General features: G+C 71.4%; 22 protein-coding genes. 10 read left to right on the top strand and 12 right to left on the bottom strand.

Annotated elements, in window-relative coordinates:
- Positions 1-146: 146 nt before the first annotated feature.
- The 3 genes from Drose_RS00530 to mobA are packed head-to-tail and all read right to left on the bottom strand — an operon-like array spanning position 147 to position 2,111.
- Positions 147-1,247 (bottom strand): YbjN domain-containing protein, encoded by a 1,101-nt coding sequence (locus tag Drose_RS00530; protein WP_260726216.1) that lies wholly within the window; start codon positions 1,245-1,247, stop codon positions 147-149.
- A gap of 28 nt (positions 1,248-1,275) precedes the next feature.
- A complete protein-coding gene (locus Drose_RS00525; RefSeq protein ID WP_260726215.1) occupies positions 1,276-1,542 on the bottom strand; it encodes a DUF6457 domain-containing protein in 267 nt (88 codons plus the stop codon).
- Positions 1,539-2,111, bottom strand: coding sequence for a molybdenum cofactor guanylyltransferase (mobA, locus tag Drose_RS00520; RefSeq protein WP_313900032.1), 573 nt, complete (start codon positions 2,109-2,111; stop codon positions 1,539-1,541). Before mobA ends, Drose_RS00525 begins: the two co-directional genes overlap by 4 nt.
- Positions 2,112-2,259: 148 nt before the next feature.
- Between mobA and fdhD the strand changes: the two genes are divergently transcribed.
- The gene (gene fdhD / locus Drose_RS00515) at positions 2,260-3,174 is read left to right on the top strand and encodes a formate dehydrogenase accessory sulfurtransferase FdhD (RefSeq protein WP_260726213.1); all 915 of its coding nucleotides are present in this window, start codon (positions 2,260-2,262) and stop codon (positions 3,172-3,174) included.
- Here fdhD and Drose_RS00510 read toward each other — a convergent pair.
- From Drose_RS00510 to Drose_RS00495, 4 genes are all read right to left on the bottom strand, one after another.
- The gene (locus Drose_RS00510) at positions 3,080-4,108 is read right to left on the bottom strand and encodes a DUF4192 domain-containing protein (protein ID WP_260726212.1); all 1,029 of its coding nucleotides are present in this window, start codon (positions 4,106-4,108) and stop codon (positions 3,080-3,082) included. The two genes, fdhD and Drose_RS00510, sit on opposite strands and share 95 nt — an antisense overlap.
- Before the next feature lie 112 nt (positions 4,109-4,220).
- Complete coding sequence (locus Drose_RS00505; RefSeq protein WP_260726211.1) at positions 4,221-4,766, bottom strand: GNAT family N-acetyltransferase; 546 nt, start codon at positions 4,764-4,766, stop codon at positions 4,221-4,223.
- A 243-nt stretch (positions 4,767-5,009) separates the two neighbouring features.
- Complete coding sequence (locus Drose_RS00500) at positions 5,010-5,210, bottom strand: DUF397 domain-containing protein (protein ID WP_260726210.1); 201 nt, start codon at positions 5,208-5,210, stop codon at positions 5,010-5,012.
- Between the two features lie 17 nt (positions 5,211-5,227).
- Complete coding sequence (locus Drose_RS00495; RefSeq protein ID WP_260726209.1) at positions 5,228-6,079, bottom strand: helix-turn-helix domain-containing protein; 852 nt, start codon at positions 6,077-6,079, stop codon at positions 5,228-5,230.
- Between the two features lie 175 nt (positions 6,080-6,254).
- On the opposite strand from Drose_RS00495, the gene Drose_RS00490 reads away from it, so the two are divergent.
- Positions 6,255-6,512, top strand: a complete 258-nt coding sequence (locus tag Drose_RS00490) for a hypothetical protein (protein WP_260726208.1) — start codon at positions 6,255-6,257, stop codon at positions 6,510-6,512.
- 230 nt (positions 6,513-6,742) lie between these two features.
- Here the strand turns inward: Drose_RS00490 and Drose_RS00485 are convergent, their stop codons facing one another.
- The gene (locus tag Drose_RS00485; RefSeq protein ID WP_260726207.1) at positions 6,743-7,306 is read right to left on the bottom strand and encodes a hypothetical protein; all 564 of its coding nucleotides are present in this window, start codon (positions 7,304-7,306) and stop codon (positions 6,743-6,745) included.
- A 413-nt stretch (positions 7,307-7,719) separates the two neighbouring features.
- Here Drose_RS00485 and pdhA point away from each other — a divergent pair, with 413 nt between their 5' ends.
- From pdhA to Drose_RS00455, 6 genes are all read left to right on the top strand, one after another.
- The gene (pdhA, locus tag Drose_RS00480; RefSeq protein ID WP_260726206.1) at positions 7,720-8,853 is read left to right on the top strand and encodes a pyruvate dehydrogenase (acetyl-transferring) E1 component subunit alpha; all 1,134 of its coding nucleotides are present in this window, start codon (positions 7,720-7,722) and stop codon (positions 8,851-8,853) included.
- Positions 8,850-9,830 carry an alpha-ketoacid dehydrogenase subunit beta gene (locus Drose_RS00475; RefSeq protein ID WP_260729553.1) on the top strand — a complete coding sequence of 327 codons (981 nt, stop codon included), beginning with the start codon at positions 8,850-8,852 and terminating at the stop codon, positions 9,828-9,830. The genes pdhA and Drose_RS00475 overlap by 4 nt, the downstream gene beginning before the upstream one ends.
- 11 nt (positions 9,831-9,841) lie before the next feature.
- Complete coding sequence (locus Drose_RS00470) at positions 9,842-11,194, top strand: dihydrolipoamide acetyltransferase family protein (RefSeq protein ID WP_260726205.1); 1,353 nt, start codon at positions 9,842-9,844, stop codon at positions 11,192-11,194.
- Between the two features lie 334 nt (positions 11,195-11,528).
- On the top strand, positions 11,529-11,663 hold the full coding sequence (locus Drose_RS00465) for a hypothetical protein (protein ID WP_259860621.1): 135 nt from the start codon (positions 11,529-11,531) through the stop codon (positions 11,661-11,663).
- Between the two features lie 813 nt (positions 11,664-12,476).
- Positions 12,477-13,517 (top strand): LppU/SCO3897 family protein, encoded by a 1,041-nt coding sequence (locus Drose_RS00460; protein WP_260726204.1) that lies wholly within the window; start codon positions 12,477-12,479, stop codon positions 13,515-13,517.
- 4 nt (positions 13,518-13,521) lie between these two features.
- A complete protein-coding gene (locus Drose_RS00455) occupies positions 13,522-15,369 on the top strand; it encodes an NHL domain-containing thioredoxin family protein (RefSeq protein WP_260726203.1) in 1,848 nt (615 codons plus the stop codon).
- Positions 15,370-15,397: 28 nt separating this feature from the next.
- Here Drose_RS00455 and Drose_RS00450 read toward each other — a convergent pair whose 3' ends face one another.
- The 3 genes from Drose_RS00450 to Drose_RS00440 are packed head-to-tail and all read right to left on the bottom strand — an operon-like array spanning position 15,398 to position 17,545.
- Positions 15,398-16,126: a LamB/YcsF family protein gene (locus tag Drose_RS00450; protein WP_260726202.1), complete on the bottom strand. Its 729-nt coding sequence runs from the start codon at positions 16,124-16,126 to the stop codon at positions 15,398-15,400.
- Positions 16,110-16,955, bottom strand: coding sequence for a 5-oxoprolinase subunit C family protein (locus Drose_RS00445; protein WP_260726201.1), 846 nt, complete (start codon positions 16,953-16,955; stop codon positions 16,110-16,112). The genes Drose_RS00450 and Drose_RS00445 overlap by 17 nt, the downstream gene beginning before the upstream one ends.
- Positions 16,952-17,545 carry a 5-oxoprolinase subunit B family protein gene (locus tag Drose_RS00440; protein WP_260729552.1) on the bottom strand — a complete coding sequence of 198 codons (594 nt, stop codon included), beginning with the start codon at positions 17,543-17,545 and terminating at the stop codon, positions 16,952-16,954. The genes Drose_RS00445 and Drose_RS00440 overlap by 4 nt, the downstream gene beginning before the upstream one ends.
- 117 nt (positions 17,546-17,662) lie before the next feature.
- Between Drose_RS00440 and trhA the strand changes: the two genes are divergently transcribed.
- Positions 17,663-18,286, top strand: a complete 624-nt coding sequence (gene trhA, locus Drose_RS00435; RefSeq protein WP_260729551.1) for a PAQR family membrane homeostasis protein TrhA — start codon at positions 17,663-17,665, stop codon at positions 18,284-18,286.
- 57 nt (positions 18,287-18,343) lie between these two features.
- On the opposite strand, the gene Drose_RS00430 is transcribed toward trhA, so the two are convergent.
- On the bottom strand, positions 18,344-18,616 hold the full coding sequence (locus Drose_RS00430; RefSeq protein WP_260726200.1) for a DUF6458 family protein: 273 nt from the start codon (positions 18,614-18,616) through the stop codon (positions 18,344-18,346).
- 90 nt (positions 18,617-18,706) lie between these two features.
- Between Drose_RS00430 and Drose_RS00425 the strand changes: the two genes are divergently transcribed.
- Positions 18,707-19,186, top strand: coding sequence for a SixA phosphatase family protein (locus Drose_RS00425; RefSeq protein ID WP_260726199.1), 480 nt, complete (start codon positions 18,707-18,709; stop codon positions 19,184-19,186).
- Positions 19,187-19,190 lie beyond the last annotated feature (4 nt).

Here is a 19,190-nt window from a genome sequence, read left to right as displayed (position 1 = left end):
CCGGGGCGAGGCTCACGCGGTTCGTCAATGCGCCCGCGCGTCTTGTGCTTCACGCAAGGCCGCGACGGTAAGCCAGCAACCCCTGCCAACCCGAACAAGGCCGACGATTCGGGCGAAGGGCTCGGAGGTGTCGCCGCCGAGGTGCGCTAGAGGTACATGCCCGTGCGTTCGCCGCCGCTGCTGATCACCGGCTTGGGCTTGTCGCTTTCGCCGAAGAAGCGCTTGCCACCGAACTCCCCGTGAAGGCGGTCGTCGAGCTCGTCGGCCAGCCCGGTCATCACCTGCACCGCGAGCATCAGGTGAGTGGGCTGGAAGTCGCGGCCGAACACGGGCACGGAGGCCCAGACGGTGTCGTTGGTGCAGTAGAGCCGGCCGATCGGCATGCGGTTGGTGAGATCGGACAGCTTCACGTAGAGCCGCTCCGTGGGCTCGACCTCGGTGAGGATCGGCGAGAACACGTCGACCAGCGGCGGGTTGTCCCGGACCCGCACGAACACCATCGCCGAGCCCGACCGGATGCCGATGTCGCCGTCCGGGTCGATCGGCAGCTCCTCCGGCGAGGTCTTCATGAGCCGCGCGACGACGGTGGTCACCTTGTCGTGCAGCGGCAGGTCGTCGGTCTCCGCCGCGAGTTCCTTGAGCCCGCCCTGACCGGCGGCCGTCCGGGCGGCGTCGACGACCCCGTCGCCGTCAGCGTCGGCGATCGTGACGAGAGACCTGGCGACGCCCAGCGACGGGAGCGGCGCCACGTGGCCGTTGGCGTCATGGGCGAGATACGTCAGGAAGGCCGGGTGCGGTGTGCCGTAGATGTCGCGCAGGGTCCGCGTGACCAACCGGCTCAACTGGGTCACCTCGCCCTTCGGCACCCGCAGCCCGAACGACTCGCCGGAGCCGGGCACGACCCCGGGCGGGGACCAGCCCAGCGCGACGATCTCCGCGATGACGGTCCGGTCCAGCCGGTAGGCCGCCGGGAGGTCCGCGTTGCCGACCGCTGTGGCGCTGAGCATGCCGTCTTCCTCGCCGGTCACCTGGACCGAGTAGATGGCGTCGCCGGTGCCGGACGCGGTCGGGTCGAGGGTGAGGTCGAGCGTGGTGCCGGGCCGCAGGTCACGCAGCCCGTCAACGAGATGCCGGGCGAAGTCCCGCCAGGCCTCGGCGACCTTCTCCTTCAGGTTGCCGCCGGCCGGTTCCTCATCATCGAACAGCGCCGTCTCATACGACATGACGTCGTCCTGGTCACCCGACATGATCGCCTCCTATCCCCCGGCTCTCACCCTATCCAGCCTCGATCGTCCCTTCAGCCCGGGTGGCCAGACGGGTGAGCACCTCGCGGCTGTGCTGCGGATCCGCTCCCCGGCCGATCGCCAGCCCGAGGAGGAACGCCGTCAGAGGCGCCCCGGGCCGGGCGACGTTGTGGGCGACGTCACGGGCGAGCGCGAGGATCGCCGCCCGCTCGTCCACCGTGAGCGGCGACACCCCCAGCGTCCTGGCCGCCTCGCCCAGCCACGTGTCCAGCCGTGCACCCGATCCTTCGTCACTCATGCGCGCTCCGCATTTCGCAGGTCGTCCTCCGTGTCGCAGTCGAAGTAGGGCGGCGCACCGGCGTCGCCCCACCGCACTTCCCGCACGTCGAGCCCGTCGACGAGCGCCCGCATCGATTTGCCGGCAGGCTCACCGATCCGCCCGGCGGCGTCCTTGAGGGCGGCCGTCCGCCAGGCTCCGCACAGCAGTTGCCGCCTGCCGTCGTCATCGACGAACACCGCCCCGTCGTGCCTCCCGATCGCGCCCAGCAACGTCGCGACGGCCCGCGCGTCGAGGTGCGGCAGGTCGGCCGCGAGCAGCGCCACGACCTCCGCTCCCACGAGCCCGAGCCCGGCCGCCACGGCGGCCACCGGCCCACCGCCCGGGGGCTCCTCCTGCACGACCCGCACCGAGTCGGGCAGCCCGTCGCGCCACGGCCCGACGACGATGACGTCCTCGATCACCGCGCTGTCCCGCCCGGCGCCGTGCACGGCGGCAAGGACCCGGCTGATCATCGGCACGCCGCCGACCGGGACCATCGGCTTGTCCCGGCCTCCGAGCCGGCGCCCTGCCCCGCCGGCCAGCACCACGGCCGCGAACCGGCTCACCGCGCCCACCTCCACCGGCAATCGCGGCCCTGTCCGTGACCCGTTCGCCGGTGGGGGTCGTTGGCCGTCGTCACAATCAGAACCTACCGTCGAGCCAGGGTGCGGAAACCGACATCGGAGGGACGGGTACATGGGCCGCGTCACGCAACGGCGCACGATCGTGCGGGTCACGCTCGGCGCGGGCGACGACGGATCCGGGATCGATGTCAAGCGGTCGCCCGACAGCCTGGCCGCCGAGGAGCCGCTCGAGATCCGCGTCGGCCCGGGCGGAGGCGCCCGTCCGCCGCTGGCGGTGACCATGCGCACGCCGGGCGACGATCTCGACCTGGCGATCGGCTTCCTGTGCACCGAAGGCATCATCCGCCACTCAGGCGACGTCCACACCGCGCAACTGTGCGCCGGCGACCAGGAGCCGAACACCTACAACGTCGTCGACGTCGTGCTCTCCCCGGGCGTCCCGGCGCCGGTCGTCGACCCGAGCCGGAACTTCTTCACCACCTCCTCCTGCGGCGTCTGCGGCAAGGCCAGCATCGACGCCGTCCGCACCCGATCCCACTTCGACGTCGCCGCCGACCCGGTCACCGTCACGCCGGCCGTGCTGGCCGCTCTGCCCGACGCGCTGCGGCACCGGCAGCGGGCCTTCGCCACAACCGGCGGGCTGCACGCGGCGGGCCTGTTCACCGCGGCCGGTGAACTGGTCTGCCTGCGCGAGGACGTGGGCCGGCACAACGCCGTCGACAAGGTGATCGGCTGGGCCGTCCGGCAGGACCGGCTGCCGCTGGCCGGTTATGTGCTGATGGTCAGCGGCCGGGCCAGCTTCGAGCTCTGCCAGAAGGCCTGGATGGCGGGCATCCCGGTGCTGGCCGCCGTGTCGGCGCCCAGCACCCTCGCCGCCGACCTGGCCGAAGAGGCCGGCCTGACGCTGGTCGGCTTCCTGCGCGGCCCGACCTTCAACATTTACGCCGGCGCACAGCGCGTCGACGGGACCGTCCCAGCGGCGGAAGCTCCGCCGGTGGCACTCCCCGGTCGAGGATCTCGGCCATGAGCTTGGCGCCGTTGTAGCCGGGGTCGGCGTCGAGGGCCCGGTCGACCGCGATCCGGGCGCGCAGCCCGTCGCCGGCCCGCCAGTGGAGATACCCCAGCAGCATGGCCGCCGGCGCCACCATCCCCGGATCGGCCCGGCGGACCAGGTCGGTCCACAGCCGCAGGTGCATCGCCCGGCCCCACGGTCCGTCCCGGTCGATGCGCAGCCAGGCCCGGTCGCGGAACGCGAGCACTTGCAGCAGAACGGTCAACCATGCCACCTCGTCGTCGGTGAGTCGCTGACCGGTGCGGTACTGGGCGACGGCCTCGGCGAGCGCGGCCGTCCCGGCACTCGTCACCGCCGGGACGACGTCACTGCCGGTGGCCAGGCGCACGAGCCGAAGACCGGCCCGGTCGGTGGCCTCCTGGATCGCCGCCAGCGCGGGCCCCTCGGGACCGGCGAGGCTGCGCACGACGGTGTCCCGGTCGGGCAGTGCGACCATGCCCGCGACGGTGGCCTCGACGGCGGCGGCCGAGGTCTGCACGTCATACTCACGGCCCTCCGGCGGGCAGCACTCGGCCGAGCCGCACAGCAACGACCAGTAGCGCCCCTCGTGCGCCCGCAGCATCTCAGGCACGTCGATGGCGTGCCGCAGCATGGCAGCGCGGGTCGCGAACAGGAACGAGCCGGTCGGCTCGGCGGGCCCGTAGCCGATGAGCAGCGCAGCGTCGACGTTGTGGTGGGCGAACATGGATCCGTACTGCTCGGCGAGCACCTCACCGTCGTCGCGGTCGTCGGGCAGGTCACCGCGGACGTGAAACCGCAGGCCCGTGCCGTGCAGGCCGAGCACCACGAGGCTGTTGGCGGGATGGAAGCCGAGCAGGTAGGGCGTGGCGGACAGAATCTCGGCGGGTCCGCTCAGGCGGAGCCAGGGCGATGCGGCAGCGGTTGTCATGACGAAGACACTCGTCCCCGGCGGCGGCAGGCGGAACGAGCGGTTTTCGGCTGTGGACAACGCCCGTTTTTATCCACAGCCCGGCGTCAACGCTTGACGGGCGCCGACCGGTTCAGTAGCGGAATCGCAGGTCGTACAGGTCGATGCCGTCACGCCAGATGTCACTCTTGCGGTTCAGGTCGATGGCGAGCGTGACCCGGGCGAGTGCGTCATAGCCGGCCGCGTGCAGGCAGTGGATGGCATCGCGGTTGCGGGCCGCGGGTGAGATGCTCAGCCGGCCGAGTCCGCGCCGGCGCGCCTGGCCGGCGACGTGCTCCAGCAGCGCCCGCCCGATGCCGGCACCCCGGCGGGCGGAGGCGACCACCAACGGCTCGACCTCGCCACCGCGGCCGTCGAGGATCAGCCCGACCATGCCGACGACGCCCCCGGACAGGCCGGTGTCCTCGGCCACCCACATGCCCGACAGGTCGAGCCGGGTGAGGTACTCCTCGAAGGCGGCACCCGGATCCACGTCGGCGGGCGCCGACCCCGCGTAGAGGCTCTCGTCCTCCTCGGTCAGCTCCGCCCAGAGCTGTCGGCAGTCGCGATGGTCCGTGGGGCGATAGGCGCGGATCGTCACGGCCGCCGTCCCGGTCCTGTCCGCCATGGTTTCCGTCACGGCCGCCACCACCTGCGAAGACGCTGGGTCATAACCCATCCTTACTCCGGTTCGACCCGTCGCGACACCCACATCGCGGTATTGCTACCAACCGCGGCTTTTGCAGCATCACGCGGATAGCGACCAGACAGTTACCGAAACAGGTCGATCGGCGATACGATCGGATCGGCTCGCAGCTAAAACGACGAAGGGACAGCCGGTCGGGGCTGTCCCTTCGCTGTTGTCAGGCGTAGGTCGGCATGGTTACGGCAGGCGGAATTCTCCGTCTGTGTCGACCGCGGCGAGGAAGGTCTCCCATTCCGCGCGGGTGAACCGCACAAGTCCCGCATCCGGGGAGTTGGAGTTGCGGACCTCGACGACGCCGTCGACGAACCGCGCCTCGACACACTGTCCGTTGTTGCCGCTTCGGGTGGGCTTGTGCCACCGCTCGTTGAGCGCAGTCATCTGCGCACTCCTTCGGGTCAGGCCGTCTCAGACACCGCGAGCTCGATCATCTTGATCGACTCGAACGGGCTGAGCGCGGCGGCTCGCAGACTCTCGAACACGTCGTTGTACCGCTGGACGTCTCCGGCTTCCTGATAGATGTCACCGGCCATGGCCTCGGCATACACGACGCTTGGTGCACCTTTGAACCTGAGGATCGCGAACGATCCGGCCATGCCGGCATAGGCCCCGCCGGAGAACGGCAGGACCTGGATCGTCACGTTCCTCGCCCGGCCCATGTCGGCCAGGTGCTTTAGCTGCGACCGCATGATGTCGGGTCCGCCGATGAGGCGACGGATCACGCTCTCATCCAGGACCGCGATGAACTGCAACGGGTTCTCGGCGCGGTTGAGCAGTCCCTGCCGCTCCCGCCGCGCGTTGACGTGCGCCTCCACGGCGTCCTCCGGCTCGCCCGGGGAGGCCGCCGCGAGCAGGGCACGGGTGTATTCCTCGGTCTGCAGCATCCCGGGCACGACCAGCGCCTCGTAGTCACGCATCTCGATCGCGTTGGATTCCAGGCCGATGTACCGGGAGTAGCTGCTGGGCAGGTCACCGTATCGAGCGAACCAACCGCGCGTCTTGCCTTCGCGCGCGAGCGCGACCAATGTCTCGATGTGCTCACGGTCGGTTACTTCGTAGATCTCCAGGAGGCGCTCAAGCGTGCTGCGGCGAATACCGACCTTGCCGCCCTCCATCCGGCTGATGGTGCTCGGTGAGCAGTCGAGTTGCAGCCCGACGTCCTCCGTGGTGAGCCGCGCCTTCTCACGCAGCGCTCTAAGCTGTTTGCCCAACTGGAATCGTGGGAACGTGGGGCTCTGGGCGCTGGACACCACTCACCTCCATTACTCAAGACGAGTGTGTCCGTTACCGGGGTGCCGCGCAAGCACGTCCACGGCTAAGCGATTGGCTTGCTCTACTCAACTTCGCCAGAACGTATTGCCCGTGGAAACCTGCACGTGCATTCTGGAGCGGTCAGATCCCTCCTCAGCCCGAGGGAGATCAGTCGTGTTCGAGGACGACAAGCTCCTGCTGGAAGGCGCGCCGCGCCTCTTCGGCATTGTCGCGGATCTGGATGACGACGACCGCCCGCAGGTCGTCGCGTGGGGACACGAGCTGCCCGATCAAGCGGTGCTGACCTGGCGGCTCGGCAACGGCAAGTCCGAGGTGATGACGTTCCGGTCCGCCGAGGCCGCGCTCGCCACCGCGCAGCAGCTCTTCAGCGCCCGCCTGCTGTGGACGGCGCCCGCCGCGCAAGGCGTCTGACCAGCGGCGGGAAGCGGCGGGAGGAGCACGCGATGGCCGTCATCTACGACCACGCGGTGACCGATGCCCGGCGCCGTGTGGAGCGCCACCGGCCGTCAGCCGGACCGCAGGTCACGAGTTGCAGCGCCGGCTGTGGGGGGTGGCCCTGCAAGCCGTTCTCGACCGCCTGGGGCGTGATCACCCGCGACTCGCGGACTCGCATCGACCGCTGAGCACCCGCGGGCCGCCGGTCAGCAGGGGTCGGGCTGATCGATGGATCCCGATCGAGAGGGCCACCAGAGGGACACCCGCCGCGTGCCCCGTGTCGACTCCCGCTTGCCCTTCAACCCGCTGTCCCAGCCGGGCCACGCCCGGTCCTGGATCGGAACCCCGGACGTCGGCGGCCGACCCCCGGCAGAGCCACCGGAGGAGCCGCCCGAAGAATCGCCGGGGACGACGGTCGGCGGTGGCGGTACCGACGGCGGCAGCCCCTCGACGGGGGTCTGCTTCGGCGGCCGGGTGCCCGTACCGACGGAAAGACCGCCGCCGGAACCTCCGGAGGCACGGGCGGACGTCCGCGGCCGGCCGGGCGGCTGGGGTGCCGTCGGGACCGCGGCGAGCGAACTCCGGTCCGGCACGCCGGACGGGTGCAGGCCGGTGCGCGGCGACGAGTCCACCACGACCGGACCCGGGCGCGGCTCCGCGATCACCGGGGTCCGCGACGACGACCTGCTGTCGAGCGTCGCACTGCCCGCGACCACGACGATCATCGTCGGTACCGACGTCAGCGCCACCAGCAGCGCGGAGATCAGCAACGGCCGTCGGTTCGGCGAGAACGAACGGTGCGTCCGGACGTCGTCGGGGGAAGAGGAGCCGGGAGAGGAAGGCAACGCGAGAACTCCAAGTATCCGGGGACATGAGGAACAACGTCGGGTGATGACAGGAGGATCTGCCCGGACTGGGGGGATTTTCGGCATCCGCCATCGGAGGAACCACGACTCCATGGTGTCGATCGACACGCGTTCTGCGATGCTGGACACACACCGGCAACGGGGCCGTAGCCTCCGCATACCCTGCGAGGCAGAGCCTTCGGGGCCGGCTCCCGGGCATGATCCGTCATGCCCACCCGCGACGTGCCGACCCCACCGGGTTGCCGCGTCGCAGCCACCCCCGCCGCGCGGCAGGGTCACCCCCCGCTGCCGACGCGAGAGACGACAGGGAGAAACGGATGGCGAAGGGCGAAGCCAAGGCCCGGACACACAGGACACGGGCCGTGCCTGAACCCGCGTTCGTGCAGCTACTCACCCCCGAGGGCGATCGGGTCGAACACCCCGACTACGCGGTCGACTTCACCGACGACGAGTACCGCTCGCTGTATCACGATCTCGTCGTGGTCCGGAGGCTCGACGCCGAGGCGACCGCCCTGCAGCGCCAGGGGGAGCTGGGCATCTGGGCGAGCCTGCTCGGCCAGGAGGCGGCCCAGGTCGGATCCGGCCGGGCGCTGCGCCCGCAGGACATGGCGTTTCCAACGTATCGCGAGCACGGGGTCCTCTACTGCCGCGGCATCGACCCGATCATGCCGTTGGGCCTGTTCCGAGGCGTCGACCAGGGCGGCTGGGACCCCAACGAGTTCAAGTTCAACTTGTACACGATCGTCATCGGGGCGCAGACGCTCCACGCGACCGGCTACGCCATGGGCATCACCAAGGATGGCAAGGTCGGCTCCGACGACGGTGAGGCGGTGATCGCGTACTTCGGCGACGGCGCCACCAGCCAGGGTGATGTCAACGAGGCGTTCATCTGGGCGTCGGTCTTCAACGCGCCGGTGGTCTTCTTCTGCCAGAACAACCAGTACGCGATCTCCGAGCCGCTGGAGCGGCAGACGCGCGTGCCCCTCTACCACCGGGCCAGCGGCTTCGGCTTCCCCGGCCTGCGGGTGGACGGCAACGACGTGCTCGCCTGCTACGCGGTCACCCGCAAGGCGCTCGACGACGCCCGGCACGGCCAGGGCCCGTCGCTGATCGAGGCGTACACGTACCGCATGGGTGCCCACACGACGTCGGACGATCCGACCCGCTACCGCATCGCCAGCGAGGTCGAGGCCTGGCAGACGAAGGACCCGATCAAGCGCCTGCGTGCCTTCCTGGAGAAGCAGGGCATGGCGAAGGCCGACTACTTCGACGCGATCGACGAGGAGGCCCGGATCGCCGCCGTCGAGCTGCGCGAGCGTGTGCTCAGCATGCCCGACCCCGACCCGATGACGATCTTCGAGCACGTCTACCCGAACGGTTCGCCGGAGCTCGATCAGCAGAAGGAACAGTTCGCGAACTACCTTGCGTCGTTCGAGGGGAGTGGGCACTGATGGCCGAGACCCTGCCGATCGGCAAGGCGCTCAACACGGGCCTGCGCCGGGCGATGGAGCGCGACCCCAAGGTCCTCGTCATGGGTGAGGACGTCGGCAAGCTCGGTGGCGTCTTCCGCATCACCGACGGCCTGCAGAAGGACTTCGGCGAGGACCGCGTCATCGACACCCCGCTCGCCGAGTCGGGCATCATCGGCACCGCGGTCGGCCTCGCCATCCGCGGCTACCGCCCGGTCTGCGAGATCCAGTTCGACGGGTTCGTCTACCCCGCCTACGACCAGATCGTGTCGCAGGTGGCCAAGATGCACTACCGCTCGAAGGGCAACGTCCGCCTGCCCATGGTCATCCGCATCCCGTTCGGCGGCGGCATCGGCGCGGTCGAGCACCACTCCGAGTCCCCGGAGGCCTACTTCGCGCACACGGCCGGCCTCAAGGTCGTCTCGTGCGCGAACCCCGACGACGCGTACTGGATGATCCAGCAGTCGATCGAGTCCGACGACCCGATCATCTTCCTCGAGCCCAAGCGCCGCTACTGGGAGAAGGGCGAGGTCAACGTCGACAGCGCGAGCCTGCCGCTGCACGCCTCACGGGTGGCCCGGCCCGGCACCGACGCGACCGTGATCGCCTACGGCCCGATGGTGCGCACGTCGCTCGACGCCGCCACCGCCGCGGCCGAGGACGGCCGGAACATCGAGGTCATCGACCTGCGCTCGCTCTCACCGCTCGATCTGACCCCGGTCTACGCGTCGGTGCGCCGCACCGGCCGCGCGGTCGTCGTCCACGAGGCGCCGGTCAACCTGGGCCTCGGCGCCGAGATCGCGGCCCGGATCACCGAGGAGTGCTTCTACTCCCTGGAGGCTCCGGTCCTGCGGGTCGGTGGCTTCGACACCCCCTACCCGGCCGCCCGGATGGAGGAGGAGTATCTCCCGGACCTCGACCGGGTGCTCGACGCCGTCGACCGCTCGTTCGGGTTCTAGGGGGCCGCGTCGTGACCAGAGTCAAGGAGTTCAACCTGCCCGACCTGGGCGAGGGACTCACCGAGGGCGAGATCCTCAAGTGGCTGGTCGGCGTGGGCGACACGATCGCGCTCAACCAGCCGATCGTCGAGGTCGAGACCGCGAAGGCGGCGGTCGAGATCCCGGCGAAGTGGGCCGGGAAGGTCACCGAGATCTTCCATCCGGAGGGCACGACGGTGGAGGTCGGCCAGCCGATCATCGCCATCGACACCGACCCCGCCGGCGGCGACCTGCCCGCGCCGTCGGCCGCGTCGCTCGCCGCCGTCGAGGTGGCCGGCGACGCCCCGGTCGAGCCCGGCCTGATCGGTGGTCCCGCCCCGGGCGGCCGCACCGCGGTGCTCGTGGGATACGGCCCCAAGACCACGGTGGCCAAGCGCCGTCCCCGGAATTCCGGTCCAGGAGTCGTACCGGACGTGCCCGCACCGGCACCGAAGCCCGCTCCGGCGCCGCCGCGCAACGGGGCGGTGCTCGCCAAGCCGCCGGTCCGCAAGCTCGCCCGCGACCTCGGCGTCGACCTGATCGGCATCTCGGGCACCGGGCCCAACGGCTCGATCACCCGCGACGACGTGCTCGCATCCCAGACGCGGGCCCCCGCCGCGGCGCCGGCCCGGGTCGCCGCCCCCGGCGAACGGGAGGAGCGCATCCCGGTCAAGGGCGTGCGCAAGCTGACCGCCGAGAACATGGTCGCCAGCGCGTTCACCGCGCCGCACGTGACCGAGTTCCTGACGGTCGACGTCACCCGCTCGATGAAGGCGCTCGAACGGCTCAAGGCCCACCGCGACTGGCGCGACGTCCGCGTCTCGCCGCTGCTGCTGGTTGCCAAGGCCGTCCTGCTGGCCATCAAGCGTCATCCGATGGTCAACTCGTCCTGGCAGGACACCGAGATCGTGCTCAAGCGCTACGTCAACCTCGGCATCGCGGCCGCCACCGAGCGCGGCCTCATCGTGCCGAACGTCAAGGACGCGCACGAGCTGACCACCCGCGAGCTCGCCGACGCGCTCGACGGACTGGTGAAGACGGCCCGCGACGGCCGGACTCCGCCGGCCGACATGACCGGCGGCACGTTCACGATCACCAGTGTCGGCGTCTTCGGCGTCGACTCCGGCACGCCGATCCTGCCCCCGGGCGAGTCGGCGATCCTGGTGTTCGGCGCGGTCCGTGAGCAGCCCTGGGTACACAAGGGCAAGATCAAGGTCCGCCAGGTGACCACCCTGGGCCTGTCGTTCGACCACCGCATCGTCGACGGCGAGCTGGGCTCGAAGTTCCTCCGCGACGTCGGAGCGTTCCTGGAGGACCCTGAGGGCGCACTCCTGGCCTGGAGCTAGGGCGGTATCCCCCACGTCGACCGCCCCTCCCTCCTCGCCGATCTTGCAGTTGTGGTGCCGAGACGCTCCCTGAGTGCCCCGGTTTGTTGGGCACCACAACTGCAAGATCAACGCACCACGGGCCGGGGGACGGGCCAATTCGTCACCTGTGGCCCATGATCGGCATGGGGTCGGCCGTCGGGTGGCCGACGAACTGGGCGTTTGGCGCGGTGCTGGCCTACGAATCTTCGGCTGGTGTGGCGTATCACTTGATAATCGCTGGATTTGGATCTCCTCGGCGAGATGTAATTGATGGGAAGGACAGACTTCCTTACATCGACCCGAGGAGCCGGTCATGAGCACTTTCATCGAGCGTTACCGCGCACGCCGCAAGGCCGCCCGCCGTCTCGACGCCATCGAGCGCGCCATCGCCAAGAACCCGTCGAGCGCCCTCCGCGACGAACTCCACGCCATGCTCAGTCGCGACTGACCCGTGGCCACACCCGAAGCACCCGAGTCGCCCCGGTCCGCTCCTCCCCGGACCGGGGCGACTTTTTCGTACCGCTAACGTGTGGTCACTTCCAGGTTCGTACCGACCAACCTCGGCAACGGCTCTGCCATGTCCGTCCCACGTCGACTACGGTCGCAAGGGTCTGACCAACAGGAGGCTCGCATGACGTCCGACCAGTCCCACCCGTCCGACCCGGACGGTGCGGCGGCCACGCCGCAGGTGGGCAAGCCCCCGGCCGTCCGCGCTACGGCGTCGGTGCCCGCACCCGCGTCGCCTCCGCCCACGTCACCGCCGCCGACGTCGGCTCCCCCGGCACCGTCACAACCCGTGCCGGCTCCACCCACGTCCGCACCACCGGCCCAATCTGCCCAATCTGCCCCGCCGGCCTCGTTCGCCGCGCCGGCCCCGCCGCAGCCGTCGGCTGGCACCGAGCCGGAGCCCACCCGCCCGGGCCCGTTCCCACCGGCCGGCCCACTGCCGCCGCGGGTGCCTCAGCCCCCGCCCGGCCCGGCCTCCGTCCCCGGCGAGGTCCCGCCCGGTCCGCCCGGTCCGCCCGGCAGTTTCCCCGGCTTCGTCCCGGTGACGCCCCCGGCTCAGACCGGACCGTCCGGCTCCGCCGGCACCGCTCCCGTCTCCGCCGCGCCGGTCTCCGCTCCAGGCGCCGGAGGCCCGTCGGGTTCGGCCCGCGTCCCGTCCGGCTCGGCCCAGGTCCCTTCGGGTTCCGCACAGGTGCCCCCAGGCTTCGGTCAAACGCCGCCCGGATCGGCGCAGATCCCGTCGGGTCCGGCCCAGGTGCCTTCCGGGTCGGCGCAGGTCCCGGCCGGGGCCGCCCAGGTGCCGCCCTCGCCCGCTCAGGCCGGCCCTGTCTCCGCGCCGCCGTCGGCCCAGCCGCCGCGAACATACGCCGCCCGCGCCTCAGTCTCCGTCCCGACCTCCGCGCCACCCGCCCCCGGCGCCATCCCCACCTCCGGGCCGCCGGCCGGCCCCGCGTCGGCGCCCCCGGCCCCTGGGATCTACCAGGCCTCGGCCCCACCGGCGACCAGCCCGGCCGGCGCTCCCCCGGCCCCGCCCGCGCCACCCGCGGGCCCGTTTCCGCCGGCGGTCGCCCCGGCGGCGAGCACCTTCCCGGCAGGCTCCTTCCCGGCGAGCGGGCAGACCGGCGCACCACAGCCCACCAGCACCTATCCGTCGTCCGCACCGCCCGCGGCCGGCACCTATCCGTCGAGCGCACCGCCCGCCGCAGGCTATCCGTCGTCCGCACCGCCCGCCGCCGGCACCTATCCGTCGAGCGCACCGCCGGCCAGCGGGGTGTACCAGGCCTCCGCGCCGCCCGCGACCGGAATCTACCAGGCTGCCCCACCCCCGGCGACCGGCGTGTACCAGGCGTCCGTTCCCACCGGTGCCGCCGCGCCCACCGGGCCGAAGTTCAGCGACCTCGTCACGACGCCCGGCGACACCGCCCTGCCGTCGACGCCGCCACCGGCCGAGGGTGACACGGGCGTACCGACCCCGCCGCCGGCCCCGAAGAACCGCCGCAGCCTGCTGCTCGGCCTGGTGGTCGTGGTCGTGGTGTTCCTGCTCGCGGTTGCCGGCACGGCCATCGTCGTGGCGCTCAACAACGCCAGCAGCACGAGCTTCGCCGTCAACTCCTGCGTGAAACAGGACGGCGACTCCGCGAAGAAGGCCGACTGCTCCGACGGCGGCGCCTTCACCATCGTCTCGAAGGTCGACAAGCCGGAGAGCTGCTCCGACGCCGGCCAGCCGTACATCGTCCTGCAGCACAAGGGTCAGAAGGACCAGGTGCTCTGCCTCCGCCCAGCGAACCAGAAGTGAGTTCATGACCGACCCGGCACAGTCACCGTTGTTGCGGGCCCGCGTCCGTGCACCCGAGTTGCGCGGCCGGGGATGGCTCAACACCGGCGGCAAGGCGCTGACCCTGGCCGACCTCAAGGGTCGCATCGCGATCCTCGACTTCTGGACCTTCTGCTGCGTCAACTGTCTGCACGTACTCGATGAGCTGCGGCCCCTCGAGCAACGCTTCGCCGACGTCCTCGTGACCGTCGGGGTGCACTCGCCCAAGTTCGAGCACGAGAAGGACGCCGCGGCACTGGCGGCCGCCGTCGAGCGCTACGGCGTCGATCACCCCGTGCTCGACGACCCCGACCTGAACATGTGGCAGCAGTACGCCGCCAAAGCCTGGCCGACGCTCACGGTCGTCGACCCCGAGGGGTACGTCGTCGCCACCATGGCCGGCGAAGGGCACGCCGAAGGGCTGGCCCGGCTCGTCGAGGAACTGGTCCGGGTCCATGAGGCACGCGGCACCCTCCGCCGGGGTGACGCCCCGCATCCGGCCGCGGCCAAGGCCGACGCCACCACGCTGCGGTTCCCCGGCAAGGCGCTGGCGCTGCCCGACGGGCACTTCCTGGTCGCCGACTCGACGCACCACTCGCTGGTCGAGCTCGACACCGACAACGAGACCCTCGTGCGGCGCATCGGGACCGGCGAGCGCGGCCGCAAAGACGGCACCGAGCCGGAGTTCTCCGAGCCCGGCGGCCTGTGCCTGCTCCCGCCGCACGTCGCGGAGATCGCCGGTTACGACGTGGTGGTTGCCGACACGGTCAACCACCTGCTGCGCGGTCTGCGTCTCACCACCGGCGAGGTGTCGACGGTGGCCGGCAGCGGGCGGCAGTGGCGCGGGACCGTCGACTTCGACCAGCATGACTCGCTGGCGGTGAACCTCTCGTCGCCGTGGGACGTCGCGTGGTACGACGACCGGGTCGTGATCGCAATGGCCGGCATTCACCAGCTCTGGTGGTTCGATCCGGTGCGGCGAACCGCCGGGATGTACGCGGGGACGACGGTCGAGGCGCTCAAGGACGGGCCGCTGCACGAGGCGTGGATGGCGCAACCGTCGGGACTGTCTGCCTCGCCGGACGGGCAGCGGCTGTGGGTCGCCGACAGCGAGTCGTCGGCGGTGCGCTGGATCGAGGACGGCGAGATGCACACCGCGGTCGGGCAGGGGCTGTTCGACTTCGGTCACGTCGACGGCCCGACCGGCCAGGCGTTGCTCCAGCACCCGCTGGGCCTGCTCGCGCTCGCCGACGGCAGCCTGCTGGTCGCCGACACCTACAACGGCGCGATCCGCCGAATCGCCGACGACAAGGTCACCACGGTGGTCGACGGGCTCAAGGAGCCCAGCGACATCGTCAGCACCGCGGCCGGTGCGATCGTGGTCGTCGAGTCGGGCGCGCACCGGCTGGTCCGGTTGGCGCCGGGCACGCTGGCGGCGGCGGGCGTCGACGCGAGCGGTGTTCGGCACCGCACCGAGCGCCCGTCGACCATGCTGGCGCCCGGTGAGGTCGAGCTGGACCTCATCTTCGAGCCGGCGCCGGGCCAGAAGCTGGACGAGTCGTTCGGCCCGTCGACCCGGCTGGAGGTGTCGGCGTCGCCGCCGGAGCTGCTGCTGGAGGGTGCCGGCGTGACGACGGACCTGCGCCGGCGCCTGGTCCTCTCGGGGGATGTCGCGGAGGGTGTACTCCAGGTGGTCGCGCAGGCGGCGACCTGCGACACCGAAGCGGAGTTCCCGGCGTGCCACCTGACCCGGCAGGACTGGGGTGTGCCGATCCGGGTGCTCAAGGACGGTGCGGCGCGCCTGCCGTTGATCCTGCGCGGCATGGACGCTTAGCGCCTCGACACCGGATCCGCGACAGGCGCTAACAGAACGGCGCGAGCGTGATGCCGGCCGCGAGCAGGCCGGCGCGCACGGCGGCCGCCATGGTGACGGCGCCGGGGGTGTCGCCGTGGACGCACAGCGACTCGACGGGCATCGGAACGACGGAGCCGTCGACGGCCTTCACCACGCCGTCGACGGCCATCCGTACGGCTCGCGCGACGACCGTGTCGACGTCGGTGACCAGGGCGTCCGGGGAGTTGCGGGGGACGAGCCGACCGTCGGGCAGGTAACCGCGGTCGATGAACCCTTCGGTGACGACCCGTAGTCCGGCGTCGGTGGCCAGCCGTGCGAGTGCCGAGCCGGGCTGGCAGAGCACGGGCAGCCCGGACGGTCGGGCGGCGGCGACGACGGCGGAGGCGTGGGCCTCGTCGGTCGCGGCGGTGTTGTAGAGGGCGCCGTGCGGTTTGACGTAGGAGACCGGCCCGAACGCGGACAGTGCGCCGATCTGGTATCGCAGTTCGTCTTCGAGTTCGCCGGGCGGTACGTCGATCCGGCGGCGGCCGAAGCCGGCGAGGTCGCGGTAGCTGACCTGGGCGCCGACGCGGACGCCGAGTTCGCCGGCGGCGCTGCTGACGCGGCGCATGGTGGTGGGGTCGCCGGCGTGGAAGCCGCAGGCGACGTTGGCGCTGGTCACGATCGCCAGCAGGGCGTCGTCGTCGCCCAGGCGCCAGATGCCGAACCCCTCGCCCAGGTCAGAGTTGAGATCCACGGAACCTCACGGTGTCGCCGGGGCGTGCCTGTGCGAGCAGTGGCAGGTCGACGGGGTCGACGACGGCGACGACCGGGTAGCCGCCGGTGGTGGGGTGGTCGGCGAGGAAGACCAGGGGCCGGCCGTCGGCGGGGACCTGGACGGCGCCGAGGACGATGCCTTCGCTGGGCAGTTCGCGGCCGTCGATCGGGGTCAGCGGCCTGCCGTCGAGGCGCGCGCCGACGCGGTTGCTGTTGTTGCCGATGGTGTACTTCGTGCTGCCGAGCACGGCGGTGTCGGTGAAGCGGTCGGCGTGGGGTCCCCACGTGATCCGCAGGGTGATGTCGCCGCCGAGCGCGGGGCGGGGTGCGACGTCGACGGTGGCCGGTTCGCCGGGCCGGGGCCCGATCGGCAGCCGGTCGCCGGTGCGGACGACGGGCGGGCCCAGGAACGACAGGGTGTCGGTCGCGCGGCTGGTCAGTACCGCTGCCACGGCAAGACCGCCGGCGACGGCGAGGTAGGCGCGGAGGCCGAGCACCGCGGGCCCGATCTCGATGCGGTCCCCGGCGCGGACCGCGACGGGCGCGTTGAGCGGTGCCGGTTTTCCTCCCACCCGCAGTGGCGCGGCGGCGCCGGTGAGTGCGATGGCGCCGGCGGCCGGCATGGTCGCGGCGAACGGTCCGAGCGTGATCTCGAGGCCGGCGGCGCCCGGCGGGTTGCCGACGAGGCGGTTGGCCAGGAGCAGTGCGGGCTGGTCGAGGGCGCCGGAGCGGGAGACGCCGAGGTGTGCGTAGCCGGGCCGGCCGAGGTCCTGCACGGTGGTCAGCGGTCCGGCGTCGGTGACGATCATGCGGCGGTGAATCTGACGGTACGGCCCGGTGTCAGCAGGGCGGGCGGGTCGCGGTCGACGTCGAACAAGGTGGTGCCGGTGCGGCCGACCAGCCGCCAGCCGCCGGGTGATGCGCTGGGGTAGATGCCGGCGTATTCGGCGGCGAGGGCGACGGATCCGACGGGCACGCGGGGTCGCGGGCTGGGCAGGCGTGGCACGGTCCACGGCAGGCCGGTGAGGTAGGCGAAGCCGGGCGCGAATCCGCAGAAGGCGACGGTCAGGTCGGTGTCGGTCAAGGTACGGATGACGGTGTCGACGGTGGTGCCGGCGTGGTCGGCGACGAACGGCAGGTCTTCGCCGTCGAAGTGGACGTGCAGCGTGACGGGTGCTGTCTCGACGGACGGTGCGGCGGGCGGCGACGCGGCGCGGATGAGTGCGGTCGCCGCGCCGGGATTGGTGACGCCGTCGAGGAGGACGGTCCGGGCACCGGGGATGATGTCGACCACGGCCAGCCGTCGGGCGCGGCGCTCGCCGTCGAGGAACGCGAACCAGGCCAGCGGGTCGTCGACCTCGATGCGGAGCGCGCTGGTGCCGATCGGCCGGACGTGCATGCCGTCACGATAGACGGTCACATGATACTTGTGAGTAACCTACGGTACCGTAACCTGGAGGGCGTGACCGTGAAGACCGAAACCCGCCTGCGTCCGGTTGATCTCGGCAAACCGAGGATGCGCGGCTGGCTGCATGCGTATGCGGCCGGCGTCGCCGTTGTCTGCGGGACCGTGTTGTGTTCGCTCGCGGCGGCCAGGCCGGGCTGGGCCCCGTTCGTCAGCTCGCTCGTCTACAGCCTCACGGTCGTGGCACTGTTCGGCACGAGCGCGCTCTACCACCGGCGGGTGTGGTCGGAGCGCGGATACAAGATCATGCGGCGCCTCGACCACTCGATGATCTTCGTGTTCATCGCCGGGACCTACACGCCGTTCAGTGTGCTGCTGCTGCCCGGCACCACGGCGAAGATCATCCTGGCGGTGGTCTGGGGCGGCGCGATCCTCGGCGTCGGCCTGAAGCTGATCACGCCGAACGCGCCGCGGTGGCTGTCCGCGCCGCTCTACGTCGCGCTGGGCTGGGTCGCGATCGTGGTGCTCCCCGACCTCCTGCACAACGGCGGCGTCACCGCCCTGGTGCTGACGCTCGTCGGCGGGGCCTTCTACACCGTCGGTGCGGTGTTCTACGCGCTGCGCAGGCCGAACCCGTGGCCGACCGTCTTCGGGCACCACGAGTTCTTCCACGCCTGCACCCTGGTCGCCGCGATCTGCCACCACATCGCGATCTACTTCGCGTTGTACGCGTAGACGCCGCACGTGACCGCGCCGCCTTCTCCCGGCGGCGCGGCCACGGCGTCCGGCGCGTCAGTAGCGGCGGCGCCGCTGCTCGATGACCTCCTCGCCGGCGGCCGGCGGGATCGCGGTGTTGCCGGCAGGCGGCGGGGGCGGGACCTCACGCACCACCGTGCGGCGGCGGGAGTTCCAGAAGTACAAGGTCAGGAGCAGGCCGACCAGCCCCGCGAGCTGGAGGATCCAGCCAATCGTGTCGAGGTTGAACGGTCCCAGATCGGTGTCGTCCAGCCCGAACGTGAGGATCGCGCCGACGACGATCAGAAGAATGCTGCCGCCGATACCCATCGAGGGCCTCCCGGGCATCTGTTGGGTCACTGTCTGTCTGTGCGTCGGGATACCCATCTGCGACATTCTTCAATCGGGCACGCTAGGCGCATGACCGTGCGCACGCTGATCCTGCTCCGCCATGCGAAGGCCGCCGACCCCGACGACTACGCCACCGACATCGAGCGTCCCCTGAGTCCGCGGGGTCGGCGGGACGCCTCGGCCGCCGGGACCTGGCTGCACAGCGCGGGCCTGGTGCCCGACGCCGTGCTGTGCTCGACCGCGGTCCGCACCCGGGAGACCCTGCGGGAACTCGGCCTGGCGACGGTCCCGGCGGTGTTCGAGCAGCGGATCTACCACGGGCCGGCACCGGACACGCTGGACCTCGTCCGGCAGACCGACGCCGACGTCGCGACGCTGCTGGTGATCGGCCACAACCCGACCCTCTCGGTCCTGTCCGATCTGCTCGCGCCGGACGAACTCCCGGACAACGGGCTCGCCACCGCGGGCATCGCCGTCCACCGCTTCGACGGCACGTGGCGCGACCTGAACCGCGCGGCGCTGTCCGCGCAGCACACCGCCCGGGGCTGACACG

It is taken from the genome of Dactylosporangium roseum, from assembly GCF_025264685.1.
GTDB classification, from domain to species: domain Bacteria; phylum Actinomycetota; class Actinomycetes; order Mycobacteriales; family Micromonosporaceae; genus Dactylosporangium; species Dactylosporangium roseum.
Note: the sequence above shows the minus strand (reverse complement) of the source record. Positions and strands in the feature narration are given on the sequence as shown.

What these genes read in the sequence shown, in the direction of transcription:
- Drose_RS00500 (WP_260726210.1), bottom strand. Translation starts at nt 5,210, where the DNA reads ATGACTGCGCTCAACGAGCGGTGGCACAAGCCCACCCGAAGCGGCAAC.
- Drose_RS00465 (WP_259860621.1), top strand. Translation starts at nt 11,529, where the DNA reads ATGAGCACTTTCATCGAGCGTTACCGCGCACGCCGCAAGGCCGCCCGC.
- Drose_RS00430 (WP_260726200.1), bottom strand. Translation starts at nt 18,616, where the DNA reads ATGGGTATCGGCGGCAGCATTCTTCTGATCGTCGTCGGCGCGATCCTC.
- fdhD (WP_260726213.1), top strand. Translation starts at nt 2,260, where the DNA reads ATGGGCCGCGTCACGCAACGGCGCACGATCGTGCGGGTCACGCTCGGC.
- Drose_RS00530 (WP_260726216.1), bottom strand. Translation starts at nt 1,247, where the DNA reads ATGTCGGGTGACCAGGACGACGTCATGTCGTATGAGACGGCGCTGTTC.
- trhA (WP_260729551.1), top strand. Translation starts at nt 17,663, where the DNA reads ATGCGCGGCTGGCTGCATGCGTATGCGGCCGGCGTCGCCGTTGTCTGC.
- pdhA (WP_260726206.1), top strand. Translation starts at nt 7,720, where the DNA reads ATGGCGAAGGGCGAAGCCAAGGCCCGGACACACAGGACACGGGCCGTG.
- Drose_RS00425 (WP_260726199.1), top strand. Translation starts at nt 18,707, where the DNA reads ATGACCGTGCGCACGCTGATCCTGCTCCGCCATGCGAAGGCCGCCGAC.
- Drose_RS00455 (WP_260726203.1), top strand. Translation starts at nt 13,522, where the DNA reads ATGACCGACCCGGCACAGTCACCGTTGTTGCGGGCCCGCGTCCGTGCA.
- Drose_RS00445 (WP_260726201.1), bottom strand. Translation starts at nt 16,955, where the DNA reads ATGATCGTCACCGACGCCGGACCGCTGACCACCGTGCAGGACCTCGGC.
- Drose_RS00440 (WP_260729552.1), bottom strand. Translation starts at nt 17,545, where the DNA reads ATGCACGTCCGGCCGATCGGCACCAGCGCGCTCCGCATCGAGGTCGAC.
- Drose_RS00525 (WP_260726215.1), bottom strand. Translation starts at nt 1,542, where the DNA reads ATGAGTGACGAAGGATCGGGTGCACGGCTGGACACGTGGCTGGGCGAG.
- Drose_RS00510 (WP_260726212.1), bottom strand. Translation starts at nt 4,108, where the DNA reads ATGACAACCGCTGCCGCATCGCCCTGGCTCCGCCTGAGCGGACCCGCC.